Below are 13,770 nucleotides of genomic sequence, written 5' to 3'. Positions count from 1 at the left end.
CGCGGGAAAGAGGATTTCGCGGCGGGTGAGGAGTTCTTGAAAGAGGCGAACGCAATGCGCGCGGCAGGGACAGATACGACGCTCAAGTCACGCGGCGGTGTGTTCGGTTTGATCGGTCAGGCGATGGGCGACACGACGAAGTCGTCCAAAGAGTTGGACACGCGCAAACGCGCGATGTCGTCCTTCAAGGCCGCGGCGAAAAATTTCGAGAAAGCCTATGCCAAGCAGCCGGAGATGAAGGAGCTGCAGCTGTGGCTCGTGGCGACGTATGACAGAATGGAAGAGTGGGACAAGTCGCTGCCGCTCTACCGCGAAATTCTGAATGAACGGCAAGGCGAAGACAATCTGTGGTTTGCCTATGGCTACGCGGCCTACTCGGCGAAGCAATATGATAAGGCGGTCACGGGATTTGATCAGGCGATGCGGATTCGCGAACTGGTGACGGGTTCAACGGATTCGATTCCGAATAACTACCGTTTGTATCTTGGTGAAGCGTATTTGAAAACCTATCAGGATCAAAACGCGCTGAAGATGTTCACGCTGGCGCAATCGTATTCGACGCCGGAAGACTCGGCGGAGATACAGAAGACGATTGACTGGATAAATTGGGATAACGGCGGCATCGCGGCGGCGGAGTATCGTGACGCGGCATTCGCGGCTGAGAACAAAGAGGATTGGAACGGTGCGCGGGAAGCGTATCTGGGCGGCATCTCCTCTGCGCGCACGGTGAAAGCGAAGGACTTTTTGACGTGGAGATTGTCGCTCGTCACCTACAATCACGGCAACAAAACCGAGGGCATTCAACGGCTCGGTGAAGTTGTCAGCCGCTTGGGCGAAGAGTGTCCGAAAGATTACAAGGAAAGTTACGGACAAGGTGCCGTGGGAAGGTCAAGGCGGCGGATTTGTGTCGATAGCGCAGATTGCGTCCAATGACTTGACACAATCCATCGAGAACGCTGAGCGCGCGCTGCAGTATCCGTTGACGCCTGAGCAGCGCACGGCGGCATATGAAATTTTGGTGGCTTCCTACCGCTCGAAGGGAAATTGGGAGCAGATGAAAAAATATCAAGCCCTGTTAGGGGGACAATAAGTGAAGCACTTGAGATGGCTATTTGCCGCGATTGCGGCGATGATGATGACGATGGCTGTAAATGCCGAGGTGGATTATAAGCTCGTTACGCAGCAGAATGTCACGAGCGCGGCGGAGATTCAGGTTTTGCGCGATGAATTGTTTCTGGGCAACGAGACGATTGAACGCGTGCTGATTACGGATTTGCTGAACGACGGATTCGACCAGAACGACGCGGTGGTGCTGTATCCGACAGGCAGAGTGCTGCGGCTCGAACCCATCAGCGAGCGGCTGGATTCGCTGCTGCGGTCGTTCAAACTGCCACCCAACACGGAAGTGTACGAAGGCAGGCAGTATCATTCGGTTTTCGACTCGATTGCGATTTCAGCGCGGGGAGGAAAGGCGCTCAGCTACGGGCTGCTGGCGGGACTGCAGGAGCGACTCGCACGCGGCTACCGGGGCAACGGGGTCGAGGGATATTTCAAGTTCACGACCAACGGCGCGCAGATTCGGTTGTGGAATTTTGACTCGACGCGGGTAAGCTTTCCGCGTCCCGAGCCGTCGAAATTTGACACCGTGGTTATCTATCAGCGTGACACCGTGTTCGTGCCGGAGATTGTGACGGTGGAAAAGGACCCGATTATCATTCGTGATACGGTGTATGTTCCAAGTGAATTACTGGAACAGCCGCGCGGACTCTACTATCGCGAAGCGCTTGGCATGCTCGGCGGCGGCTACTCGATGGCACAGAGAGAAGCGTCGCGAGGCCGGCTGACCTTCGCGGCAGGCAATGAATGGGAGTTCGGCGTGTGGGACAGGTGGATTGCGGGACGGCAGGAAATCAATTCGCGCATCGGACTCAGATTTTCAGCGGAGCTTGCACCGTGGAAAACGGACTCCCTGACTGCAAGATTTCTCTCGACATCAGGCGAAGTCATGTATATTCCAGCGTGGGATCGATCGCTGTTTGCATTTGCGGGAATTCGCACCTACTTTCAGGATAATCTGTTCTGGGATAGAGTAAGAGCGGGATGGAAAGACGACGCGTATGAAGAGTCCGCCACGCAGGATTTGGGACATTACGAACTCGCGACGAAGTTCGGAATTGACAAGCTCGCTCCGTATGGTGCAGGGAAGCGGATCGGTTTGTGGATGAGACTGGCCGCAATCTGGCCGGGGCCGGATGATTCTCGCTATTTCTTTTGGCGCGACAGCACGGCAACTATTAGTGAACAGTGGTCATGGACACACAAGAACGAGTTTGATTTGGATGGCAACTTGAATTACAAGTTCTCCGATCAGACACAACTTATGGTGGGAGGCGGATTGCATTTGCTAACGGATGTCTTAGCGCGGAATACCATTGACTTTCCTGATAATCCGTTTCCACCTATTACTTATGTTAGTTCCTTTGACGCGAGTATCGCGCATGTATCGGCAGCCCTGCGCTGGACGGTCTTGAGCGCAAAGACGTATCGCCTGCGTGTTGAAGGCGGCGGACGAATACACTCGTTGTCGTCGTCTTTCTCGATTGACCGTCTAAAGGATGTGATAGAAGAGCAATTCTTCCCCTACATGGAAGCGCCGATGCTTGACGGTTCGATTCAATTAGATATTGACGTCGTACAATTCAATGCAGGTGTGAAAGCTTACATGCCCGAAGGCGAAGATGTGCAGATTCGCCCGTTTGGCGGATTGTACTTCCTGTTTAAATAGGAAATAGAAGATAGGAAATAGAAAACGGGCGACCTCAAGGGTCGCCCGTTTTGCATTTGTGAATACAGTGGTACGCTATTCATTCAACTCGGTGGCAGCGTCTTCGTCGATAATCCAGATCAGGCGGCCTTCGCGGGGTTCAATACGTGTCGCGGGGTATTTGTAGTTGTTGTCGATTAAGACATCGCGTAAACGCGCAGCCTTTTCCACTCCTGTCACCAGAAAGATTGCAGCGCGCGCACTGTTGATGACGCGCAGTGTCAAGGTCAAACGCTTGGGAATCGCGTTTCCGGGAATTTCGACGGCTTCGACCAGTGCGCCGGATTCAAGCACAGGTGTGCCCGGGAAAAGTGACGCGGTGTGGCCGTCCGCGCCCATGCCGAGCAGCACGGCGTCAAACGCGACACTCTCCTGCGTGAAACGACTCTTGAGTGTGCGGGCGTAGGCATCAGCGGCTTCCTTCAAGTCCGGATGTTCGGCAGGCATGCGGAATACGTTGCCGATTTCAACTTTGCTCAAAAACAGGTCATGCGCAAGCTTGTAGTTTGAGTCCTTGTGTGTCGGAGGCACGGCGCGTTCATCCACCCAGAAGACTTCCCAGTTGGGATAATCCATTTCCTCTTTCCAGTCGGCTGAGGCAAGCTGTTTGAACAGCAAGGCGGGAGTCGAACCTCCGGAGAGTGCGATACGAAAAATTCCGCGGTCGGCGATAGCTTCCTCTTGAAGTTCATGCAAAAGTGCTGCCGCAGCTTCTGCAACGTCGTCGGGGAATTCGCAATAGATGATTTCGGGGTTCATGAGAAGAGCAGCTCCGGTAGCCAATCGTGTGCCATGCGCACTGCCTTGTCCATGCGCGGGTCGCGTCCCCACGCGTGCAGTTCGTGCGAGAGCAGCGACAACATGTCGGCGTCGCGAACACGAGCCGCATGTGTGTGACCGCCGCAGGTGATTGAGAATTGATTTTGGGCGCGCATAACTGCCGCAGCGCCGCCATCGGCAAAAATAAATTCAATACCGGTTGGCGCGCTGCCTCCGTCAGGATAGAAGACAATCCGGCGGTCCTGCTGACAGGCAATCACCGGCCGGCTGCCAAGCAGCGAGACGCTCTGGAATGTCCAGTCGAGAGTTGAGCCAATCCATGCTCCGCACAGCAAGGCGCCGCAAGTTAGTTTGTCGCCCTGAGAATGGACACGGACTTCGCGCAGCTCCCGCCAGCGGGGACACTCATCAAAGAGTTCGGCCACTGCGCCGCGCCATCCGGAGAGTTCAGCCCACAACAAATCGGTGACCACACACTCCGGCGGGACACTCTCGTATAGTTCGAGCCATGACTTCAGTGTGGATGCGGGAGCGAGATGATGCGCCGCGCAGGTAATCACGCGCTCGCTTGACAATGCAAGCGTGCACAGCAGAGAGTGATTGAGCGGAAGAGACTGGTGCCAAACGATTGCCGTGGCAAGACTGCCCAGCGAGAGAGAATGAATCAATGAAGAAGCGCGCAGCGAAGCTTCTCCGTCAATCTCAACAATGATTGCCTCGGAGCATATCTGACGATTTTCGCCTTCAAGTTTGCGGCAATGCGCCGTCACCCACGCACGCTGTGCGGGCGGAGCGGATTCATTCAGCACGACAAGAATCGTGCGTGTCGGATGCACAAGCGCAAGCTCGGGAATCAACTCGCGCGCCTGTTCCTCAGCGCCACGGTCGCACACAAGCACAAGATTGAAAGCGGTCGCGCGGGTGATAGGATGGTCTGAGGATTCAGCTTCGCGCCAAAGCTGTTCGAGCTCCTGTTCGATTTTGCTCACGTCCACTTCGTGCGGCGGCGCAAGCGGAGTGATTATGTTGTTACCGCTCACAATTTTCTCCAGCGATGATTCTGCTGCGCAAGCAGGAGATCCGCTTCCGCCGGTCCCCAACTTCCTGCCACGTATTGCGGCAAGGGCTCGCTTGTATCCTTCGCCCACGCGTTCAAAACCGGCTGGACAATTCGCCAGCCTTCTTCGACCGCGTCGCGGCGCGCAAACAGCGTCTGGTCACCAATCATCGCGTCAAGCAATAGCCGTTCATAGGCATCGGAAAGTCTGCCGCCGAAGGACGTGCCGTAGCGGAAATCCATTTCAACCGGGCGAACATGCAGCGCGTGTCCGGGCAGTTTGGCCTCGAACTTAAGACTGATGCCTTCATTGGGCTGGATACGGATGGCAAGTACGTTCTGCTCGAGTCTGTCCACGGGGGATTGCGCGAAGACCATGTGCGGCACCTGCCGAAAAACGATGGCAACTTCCGTCACGCGTTTGGCAAGACGCTTCCCTGTGCGCAGATAAAACGGCACTCCGCTCCAGCGCCAGTTGTCAATGTGGAGTTTCAACGCGGCATAGGTTTCGGTGCGGGAATCAGCGCGAACGCCCTTCTCGTCCAGATATCCGGCGACGGTCTTTCCTGCGACTGCCCCTGCGGAATACTGCGCGCGCACAGCGACAGTTGCGACATCCCGTTCACCGAACGGCCGCACGGAATCGAGAACTTTGCGCTTTTCATCGCGGATAGCTTCGGCGGCGAGACTGGCAGGCCGTTCCATGGCAATCATGGCGAGTATTTGCATCAGATGATTCTGAATCATGTCGCGAAGCGCACCGGACTCCTCGTAGTACTGCGCGCGCTCTTCGACTCCCAACGCTTCCGCGGCGGTAATGGCGACGTGGTCGACGTAATGGTGATTCCAAATCGGTTCAAAGAGCGTATTGGCCAACCGTAAAACCAGGATGTTCTGAACGGTTTCCTTGCCGAGGTAGTGGTCAATGCGATAGATTTGATCTTCACGAAAGACTGCGGCCGCCGCGCTGTTGAGCTCTTGAGCGCTGTCATAATCGCTTCCAAACGGCTTTTCGATAATGATTCTGCTCCAAGCGTCGGGTTCGGCGTCGGCAAGCCCGACTGCACCCAGCGCGGCGATGGTGGGCGCATAGCCCGTTGGCGGTATCGAGAGATAGATCAAATGATTTCGCGGCCCACCCGCGCCGGCCATTTCACCCAAGCGCCACTTCAGATCATCAAACCTGCCGTTATTTCCAGCATCGGTGACCGTGAAGATGCGGCTTGCAAACTTCGCTGCAAACTCATCGTCGGGTATTGACCCCGGAGCCATGCTGCGAGCATTATTGACGACTTCGGCACGGAACGCGTCTTGGTTAAGGTCTTTGCGCGATACACACAGGAATTGTGTTTGTTCCGAAAGCCGGCCTTCGCGAACGAGATGAGCGAGCGATGGAAAAAGTTTGCGCTGGGCCAAGTCGCCTGTTCCACCGAAGATAATCAGCACACAGGCCTCGGCGGGATGTTCCATCAGCATGCCGCTGCGAAAGGGATTGGAAGTTGCGGAAGTCATTTCTCGGTCTTCATGGCATGACCGCCGAACTGATTGCGAAGGGCGCTCAAGAGCCGCAAGCCGAATCCTTCTTCATCACGCGAGGCAAAGCGGGCAAAGAGCGCGGCGGCAATGGTTGGCGCCGGCACGGCATAGTCAACACATTCATGAACGGTCCAGCGGCCTTCCCCTGAATCGGCTACCCATGGTTTTACTTTCTCGAGCTTCGGGTCGTCCTGCAAAGCAAGTGTGGCAAGTTCCAGGAGCCATGAGCGTACAACGCTCCCGTTCTCCCAAAGTTTGGACACGGCAGGCAAGTCAATGGGAAATGGGCCGCGATGCATCAGTTCAAATCCTTCGGCATAGGATTGCATGATTGCATATTCGACGCCGTTATGCACCATTTTGACAAAGTGACCTGAACCAACCGGACCGCAGTGGAGATAGCCATTCTCGGGAGCCAAGGTCTTCAGTGCAGGTTCGAGAGTCTTGAACGCCGCTTCGCTTCCTCCCACCATCAGGCAGTAGCCGACCTTTAGTCCCCAAACACCGCCGGAGGTGCCGGAATCCACAAAGTGAATGCCGTGTGCCTTCAGGTCTTCGCCGCGGCGCATGGAGTCGCGGAAATTGGAGTTGCCGCCATCCACAATGATGTCGCCGGGATTCAGAAGGCCCTTGAGTTGGGAGATGGCATCATCAACCGCATTGCCTGCGGGTATCATCAGCCACACGACTTTGGTCCCGTCCAACTTAGCCACCACGTCTGCAAGGTCACGCGCTCCAACCGCGCCTTTTGATACTGCAACTTCGATGGCCTCCGGGGAACGGTTGGTGACGATGCAGGTGTGGCCTCCACGCAACAGGCGTTCGACCATGTTGCCCCCCATTTTCCCCAATCCGACAAATCCGAGTTTCATTCTAAACCTTTATAAATTATCTAATTAAACAGTTTGTGAGATCAGTCTGGTGATAACTAATAAACCAATTTTACCATGTCATTGCAATTTGCGGGACAATTCGCCTTGAGATTCTGCGCTGTAACCTGTATTTTGTGAAATTATATGACATTTGCGATAACAACAACTCCATTGAGCCGTGCTGCGGTCTGAAGTCGAGACTTCCCGCTGGCTGGGATTCATCCTGCTCCTGGGATTTGCCGTCCGGATGTACGGACTTGGGCAGGAGAGTCTTTGGCTTGACGAAGTCGTAACGGCCAAACGTGTTCATGACACTCTGCCGGACCTGCTATACGGCTGGGACTCTGAAACGCAGGGCCCGCTTTATTATATGTGGGTGAAGATGTGGGGACTGATTTTCGGGACGGGTGAAGTATCCTTGCGCTTCTGGTCTGTTGTTTGGGGAACACTTACGATACCACTTGTGTATCAGTTGGGGCGGCAACTGTTCAGCGGTACGGGAGCTATGCTCGCTTCACTGTTCTTTGCAGTGCATCCGTTTGCCATCTATTACTCGCAGGAAGCGCGGCCTTACGCGTTGCTGCTCTTTCTTGCCGTTGCTTCCTACATCCTGCTGCTGAACCTGATGAAGCAGCATCGCTGGCCGTCAGCGTGGGGCTACATTCTGGTCACAGCGCTTGCCTATTACACACACGTCTTCGCGGTCTTTCTCATTCTCAGCCATATCATAATCTTCTATGCGTTCCGGCGCGAACGGCAATACCGCGGCGCGAGCAGATATCCCCGGCCATATTACCTGACGTTTGTCTTATTACTCATCCTGTGCATTCCGGAGACTGTGCAGAACGCGGCGGCGATGTTTGACAAGATGGGCGGTGAAACAATGGCAAGCTGGATTCCCCGGCCTTCCGTTGAAGACCTGTTGCTGGCTCCCGTGCGCTATTTCATGAATGCGAAAGTCGGGCTGGCGGCAATTCTGCTGATATCGGTTCTTGCGGCGCTGCGCTTCTACAGCGAACCTCGACTGCGGTTGGGATTCTTTTTTCTGCTTATACTTGGTGTGTGCTTCTGGCTGCTGCCGTGGATCGTCTCGGTGACTGTGACCCCGGTGTTCGTGCTAAGATATACGATACCCGGAATGCTGGTGGTTATCTTCCTCATGGCTACCGCGTCTGCAAGCCTGCAGGCCTTGCCGAGACAGCTGTTCGTCATTGCCCTGCTTGCTTTGACCGTCTATCCGCTCTGGAATTACTACACGAAAGTGGACAAAGATCCCTGGCGGCAGGCAGGTGAATATCTTTCCGCACGCGTCACAACCTCCGATATTGTCATTCCGTTCCCGCCCTTTGCAGACCAGCCGCTCAAGCATTACATGCTTCCGCACCTGCGTCCGCAAATTATTCGCGCGGATTCGGTGGGGGCGCTTGAGCCGCTGCTTGAGAACGCGAAGCGTATATGGGTTGTCGAGTCATACGCGAGTCACAAGACGGCGCAGAACGATATGCTGCCGCTCCTGAGGTCGTGGGGCAAGGAAGTGAGGACGGTCGATGTCCGGGCAATGCAAGATATCAACCCCACCGGCTATTGGATTTGTCCATTGAAAGTCACACTGCGCGAACAGATTGAGGACTCACCGGAATTCGGCCCGACGCTGCCGGACTCTGCAAATACATGATACTCTCGATTGGACTCTACGCGGCCGTTGTTTTGCTTTCGCTTGCGGCCCTGATTCTGCTGGGCTATAAGCCGCGAACTGAGATAAACACCGTGTTCGACCAATACCGAAGGACTCCGGCACTGCGGCGAACCGTCACGGCGTGGTTTTTTGTGATGGCTGTCGTTTTTGTGATTGTGCAAGGACTGCGTCTGCCGTTTGCCGAGTATGTCGTTGGTCAGCTTGCCAATGCGGCACGAATGAATACGACCGGATGGGAGCCTGTGCACGCATTGGGACTCGTATTGCTGCTGCTCTGTGAGTTCCTCGTTCTTGCCCACTGGCTGCTGTATATCTTCTACTGTTGGCGCGCAACTCACCGCTATAAACTCCCGCCCACTCTTCCGCTTCAATCTCCCGTCCCCGAAGTTGTTGTGATGATTGCCTGCTGTGACGAGGATCCGGAGATTCTCGAGCGCAGTCTGCGCAGTGTCAAGGCTCTTGACTATCCGAACTTCCGTGCATACCTGATTGAGAACTCGCGGTCTCCCGAGAAGAAGGCGGCATGCACCGCCGTGGCGGAAAGGCTCGGAGTAGCGGTTCATCACGTGCCAAATCGCGGACATAAAGCCGGCGCATTAAACGATGCGCTGCCGGACATTCGCGGCGACGCCAGATACGCCGGTGTGTTTGATGTGGATCATGAAATCAAACCCGAAGCTCTGCGCGAGCTTGTGCCGCTGCTTGAAAGTGACGATGGTGTCGCGTTTGTGCAGACCCCGCAGCTGTATGCGAATGCAGAAGAGACGTGGACGACCCGCGCCGCCGCCATGCAGGAGATGCTGCTCTACGATTCAGTCATGGAGGCAAAAGGCGCAACCGAGCAGGCTTTGTGCTGCGGTTCCAATCTTGTGATGAGGATATCCGCATTGGACAGTGTCGGCGGCTGGGACGAGCAGACGGTTTCAGAGGACTTGATGACGTCGTTTTGGCTGCACGCCAAGGGCTGGAGGTCGCTTTATCATCGCAAGGCCTATGCCGTCGGGATGGGGCCAAACACCGTTTACGGCTATTGGAAACAGCAACGACGCTGGGCAACCGGCAACACGTCCGTCGCGAAAATTGTCTGGAAGAACATGTGGAGCAAGAAGCGCGTGCCGTTCGCGCTCGGCATAGACTATCTGTGGTCTTCAGGCTACTACTTCATAACGCTGGCGCTCGGGTATCTGGCCACGGTGCCGATGCTGCTGTTGTTGTTTGTCCGGTTCGGAGTGGGCGGTGCGGATTGGTACATACAGAATGAAATGCGGCCGATTGATTACGTCTATCTGTCCGTTTATCCGTTGTACGTGGCGGTGGCGCTTTTCCCTTATGTTCACATGCGGCTGCGCGGATATTCGCTGCGGAATCTTGTCCTGCTGCAAGGGTTGCTCGCCAACACGATACCCGTGTATGTCACGTCCGTCATCCGCGGATTGTGGAAGGACGTCAAGCTGTTTGAGATTGCGCCGAAAAGAGCGATGAATCTGCACAGACCGTTTTGGAAGACACCGCAAACCTATATCTTTGCATTGTTGATTCTGACCGGCGGATTGCTGTTTCACATGACACGCACCGAATCTGTCGCGCCATTTGTCTATATTCTGTTGTTCTGGACGTTTATGTACACCATCTCCTTCGCTCACTTCTTCATTTTCACGATTGAAAGCCGGAAGGTCGTGGAGCAGGAAAGACTCGATGAACTAAACAAGCTGCAGCATGGCCAAGCGCAAGTCGCCTAAGATAGAGCCGATGCCGGACATTCGACCTGTCGAGCGGCCGCTCGGCTCGCCGACGGTCGTGAAATACATTTGGACTTTCGGTATTGCAACGCTTGCCCTGTCCGTGCTGGCGATGTTTGCGCCATCACTGCGGCTCTGGGCAGTCCATCAATTCGCATTCCTGCATTTGGCCGCAGCGCTGCCGCTGCTCGTGTTGGCCGGAGTGCTTCTCTCGCCCTACGGACCAATCGTCGTCGAACACTCTGTCCTGAAGAAGGTCAGACTTCAGCCGTACCAACTGGCAGGACTCCTCTTTGCAGTGTTCATGCTTCTCAGCGTTCACGGCAATCTATTGGGTGACGGCCAGCTTGCCACAACGCGACTCGCGCATATCGGCGATATGATTGAATCGAAGGAGAAGATTCCGCCGGGCAGATTCTTTTCGCAAAAGGAGCCCGGCACCATGCTGCTGCATGAAGGCGCGTTTCGCATAGGCATGACTCTTTTTGGCCCGAAGATACAAGTTGAGAAAGGACGTGCCGGACAACAGGCACGGGTTGAGCGTCAACTTAAGTATCGTGAGATTGCGCAATGGTGTTTCAGGATTCTGTCAAGCATTGCGGGTGTGCTCCTGATTCTGCTCTTGCTGCGGTTTGTGCGTTCAAAACCTGAACATGAGCCTACCATATTCTGGCTGGTGATGCTGACTTGCGGAGGCTGGCTCGCATATTTCGGCTATGTCGAAAACTATGCGTGGGTGTCGTTGGCGATGATGGCGTTCTTGATTGCCGGCCTGAAGGCTACTGAGCCGCCGAGAAAACTCCCCGTGGCTCCAGTTTTTCTTTTCCTTGTCGCAGTTGCGTTGCACTACATGGCGGTCGTGCTGCTTCCCGCGTTGGTCTATCTCTTATGGACGATGCATTTTGAACCGCATGACCGCGAACAGCAAAACTTTGCTGCTCCGTGGAAGCGCGCGAAGTATGTCGCTGCCGGATTCGCAACGCTTGGCCTGGTCGGTTACATCGCGGTGGAAGGATGGGAGGGATGGATAAGCGTGATACCGTTGCTTCCCATGTGGGCGGATGACGGCTACGCCTTCTTTTCTGTGCGGCATCTTGTAGATATCGTCAATCTTGCGTGGTGGGCGTGCGGAGCAGCGCTGATCGGTTTGCTCTTTACTGCGAAAAGAGGCGGCGATCTTCGCGCACAGAATCAAGAAAATTTTCTGCTGCTTGCGGCCAGCTCGGGCGCGTTTTTCGCCATGGTTTTCAGTCCTAATCTCGGCATGGCACGCGATTGGGATATCGTCACGTCCGCATTGTGGCCAACCGTGTTTTTTGCGGCATGGCGTTTGTCGCAATTCAATTTCGACAGTCTGCTCCCGAAACTGCGTGCGTCATTGGCTGCGGTAATTGTACTCATTCTGATTCCGGCTGTCCTCGTTCAAACCGTGGAAACGACAGCTATCGCCCGCTTCGAGAATCTTCTGCATCTCGATAAATCCCGTTCCACTTATGGCTGGGAGAACATGGCTTTGTATTACCAGAAGACGGGCGAAATCGAGAAGCGAGTCGCGGCGTGGGAGAAAGCAGTGGAGGCGGAAGAGAATCCGCGCTACGTTTACAATCTATCCGAGGCCTACAAGCTGGCGGGACGAATTGATGACGCGGACAGCGCGGCGGTACGAGCGGCTCATCTGGACAAGAAATTCGCGAGCAACCTGTTTTACGTCGCCACTGCGCAGGCCAAGCGCGACAACCTGCCGCGCGCGCGTGAGATTGTCTTCACCGCGCTGGCAATTGACTCAACGTTAGAATATGGAGCGACCATGAAGACGTGGATAACCAGAGCGTGTTTGGTGGACTCTGTGGCCAAAACCGGTGATACGCTGCGCGCGCGAAGTCTACTGCAATTCTACGCGCGCGAGGACCCCAAGAACAGTTTCTGGAACGAATACGGCCAGAAGCTTGGAAAGTAATCGAAGATACGTAAATGCAAAGCGCCCGTCCACACTGTGAACGGGCGCTTGAGTTTTTTGTGCAGTTGTTACTTAATCAGCATCATCTTACGAACAGCGGAAAAGTCTCCCGCCTTCAACTGATAGAAGTAAATGCCGTTGGAAAGATTGGCGGCATCGAAGTTTACCGTGTGACTGCCTGCGGCAAGTGAGCCGTCCACCAGAGTCGCCACGCTGCGTCCGAGCGCGTCAAATACCGCGAGTGTCACGTTTGAAGCGAATGGCAGCGCAAAAGAAATTTGCGTATTCGGGTTGAACGGATTCGGGTAGTTTTGTGTCAAGGTGAACTCAGCCGGAAGCGCGGTCTCGCCACCCGCTTCCACTGTCACGATGCCCGGCAGAATTTGACGATCGCCATTGGCCGAAACTTCGGCAAGACGATAGCTGTAAACAGTTGCGGCGGTCACACTCTCGTCCACAAAACGATAGCTATGACCAATCGGGCTGTCGCCCTGGCCGTTCACAACACCGGTAAGTGACCAGCTTTCGCCCGCCGAGCGCTCAACTTCGAAGCGCTCCACATCGTTCTCAGATGCTGTTGACCAGATCAGTTCAATTGCGCCGTCTCGTGCCACCGCCGTGAAGGAACTCAACTCTGCGGCAAGCCGAATATCGCACACCAATTTACCTTCGTCGTGCGTGCCGTCTACGAAGTTTTCGTTGATGTCCGTGATAACATCATTCAAATCGGAAATGTCGGTATCGTCCGGCAGGCCGTTCGTATTCCCGCCGAGGACTTCATTGGCCAAAGCGAAAAGCTCATCAACCGTCATGCCGGCAAACGGACTATCGCATTCTTCGTCGTCGTCTTCACCGTGACGGTCCGGGTCCGGAACGCAAAGGTAATACAGTGAACCAAGATCACAGAAGCCCGGTAAACCCGCTTCAGAGAATCCAAGTGAAAGCGCCAACGCCGTCACCTGACCGGCAAACACACCGGCTTCCGTGCTTGTTGGATCGTTGTGGTTCTCCGTCAATGACGCAGAAGTTCCGCCGGCGGGAAGAAAAACGCGAACTGCGTTTGAGTTCGAAAAGTGAATTGTGAAGTTGCCGCCGATGGTCAGTCCTTCCGGAAACACCGTTCCAAAGTTCGCATCACGGAAACATCCGGGGTTATTACCGTTACAATTTCCGCCCCAGCCGCCCTGTGTTTGTGTGCGGCAGCCTTCCGGAAAACATGGCTCCGTGTCAGTTGCAAACGACAGTGATGCCAGTAGCGCGGACAACAGCAGTACGCAAATTGTCTTCATGGAACTCCTCATGTAGTGCA

10 protein-coding genes are annotated in these 13,770 nt (G+C 55.0%); 5 read left to right on the top strand and 5 right to left on the bottom strand.

Annotated features, from left to right (window positions below):
* Together HUU59_12190 and HUU59_12185 are read left to right on the top strand one after the other, a co-directional pair.
* Nucleotides 1–933 (top strand): hypothetical protein (locus tag HUU59_12190; GenBank protein ID NUO20197.1); only part of this gene is annotated, 933 nt, incomplete at its 5' end.
* Between the two features lie 157 nt (nucleotides 934–1,090).
* A complete protein-coding gene (locus tag HUU59_12185; protein ID NUO20196.1) occupies nucleotides 1,091–2,785 on the top strand; it encodes a hypothetical protein in 1,695 nt (564 codons plus the stop codon).
* A gap of 75 nt (nucleotides 2,786–2,860) precedes the next feature.
* On the opposite strand, the gene pgl is transcribed toward HUU59_12185, so the two are convergent.
* From pgl to gnd, 4 genes are read right to left on the bottom strand one after another with little or no spacing between them, the layout of a single operon-like run.
* On the bottom strand, nucleotides 2,861–3,583 hold the full coding sequence (gene pgl, locus HUU59_12180; GenBank protein NUO20195.1) for a 6-phosphogluconolactonase: 723 nt from the start codon (nucleotides 3,581–3,583) through the stop codon (nucleotides 2,861–2,863).
* The gene (locus HUU59_12175) at nucleotides 3,580–4,644 is read right to left on the bottom strand and encodes a glucose-6-phosphate dehydrogenase assembly protein OpcA (GenBank protein ID NUO20194.1); all 1,065 of its coding nucleotides are present in this window, start codon (nucleotides 4,642–4,644) and stop codon (nucleotides 3,580–3,582) included. Before HUU59_12175 ends, pgl begins: the two co-directional genes overlap by 4 nt.
* The gene (gene zwf, locus HUU59_12170; protein NUO20193.1) at nucleotides 4,641–6,173 is read right to left on the bottom strand and encodes a glucose-6-phosphate dehydrogenase; all 1,533 of its coding nucleotides are present in this window, start codon (nucleotides 6,171–6,173) and stop codon (nucleotides 4,641–4,643) included. Before zwf ends, HUU59_12175 begins: the two co-directional genes overlap by 4 nt.
* Nucleotides 6,170–7,069: a decarboxylating 6-phosphogluconate dehydrogenase gene (gnd, locus tag HUU59_12165; GenBank protein ID NUO20192.1), complete on the bottom strand. Its 900-nt coding sequence runs from the start codon at nucleotides 7,067–7,069 to the stop codon at nucleotides 6,170–6,172. Before gnd ends, zwf begins: the two co-directional genes overlap by 4 nt.
* Before the next feature lie 178 nt (nucleotides 7,070–7,247).
* On the opposite strand from gnd, the gene HUU59_12160 reads away from it, so the two are divergent.
* The 3 genes from HUU59_12160 to HUU59_12150 are packed head-to-tail and all read left to right on the top strand — an operon-like array spanning nucleotide 7,248 to nucleotide 12,461.
* On the top strand, nucleotides 7,248–8,744 hold the full coding sequence (locus tag HUU59_12160; protein NUO20191.1) for a glycosyltransferase family 39 protein: 1,497 nt from the start codon (nucleotides 7,248–7,250) through the stop codon (nucleotides 8,742–8,744).
* A complete protein-coding gene (locus HUU59_12155) occupies nucleotides 8,741–10,504 on the top strand; it encodes a glycosyltransferase (GenBank protein NUO20190.1) in 1,764 nt (587 codons plus the stop codon). The genes HUU59_12160 and HUU59_12155 overlap by 4 nt, the downstream gene beginning before the upstream one ends.
* The gene (locus tag HUU59_12150; protein NUO20189.1) at nucleotides 10,482–12,461 is read left to right on the top strand and encodes a tetratricopeptide repeat protein; all 1,980 of its coding nucleotides are present in this window, start codon (nucleotides 10,482–10,484) and stop codon (nucleotides 12,459–12,461) included. Before HUU59_12155 ends, HUU59_12150 begins: the two co-directional genes overlap by 23 nt.
* A 68-nt stretch (nucleotides 12,462–12,529) precedes the next feature.
* Here HUU59_12150 and HUU59_12145 read toward each other — a convergent pair whose 3' ends face one another.
* Nucleotides 12,530–13,750, bottom strand: coding sequence for a T9SS type A sorting domain-containing protein (locus HUU59_12145; GenBank protein ID NUO20188.1), 1,221 nt, complete (start codon nucleotides 13,748–13,750; stop codon nucleotides 12,530–12,532).
* Between the last annotated feature and the right edge of the window lie 20 nt (nucleotides 13,751–13,770).

The sequence above is a fragment of the bacterium genome (assembly GCA_013360195.1).
In the GTDB taxonomy this organism is placed as follows: domain Bacteria; phylum Electryoneota; class RPQS01; order RPQS01; family RPQS01; genus JABWCQ01.
Note: the sequence above shows the minus strand (reverse complement) of the source record. Positions and strands in the feature narration are given on the sequence as shown.

Excerpts from the sequence above, each read along its gene's own strand:
- pgl (NUO20195.1), bottom strand. The coding sequence starts at position 3,583 with ATGAACCCCGAAATCATCTATTGCGAATTCCCCGACGACGTTGCAGAA.
- zwf (NUO20193.1), bottom strand. The coding sequence starts at position 6,173 with ATGACTTCCGCAACTTCCAATCCCTTTCGCAGCGGCATGCTGATGGAA.
- gnd (NUO20192.1), bottom strand. The coding sequence starts at position 7,069 with ATGAAACTCGGATTTGTCGGATTGGGGAAAATGGGGGGCAACATGGTC.
- HUU59_12155 (NUO20190.1), top strand. The coding sequence starts at position 8,741 with ATGATACTCTCGATTGGACTCTACGCGGCCGTTGTTTTGCTTTCGCTT.
- HUU59_12150 (NUO20189.1), top strand. The coding sequence starts at position 10,482 with ATGGCCAAGCGCAAGTCGCCTAAGATAGAGCCGATGCCGGACATTCGA.
- HUU59_12145 (NUO20188.1), bottom strand. The coding sequence starts at position 13,750 with ATGAAGACAATTTGCGTACTGCTGTTGTCCGCGCTACTGGCATCACTG.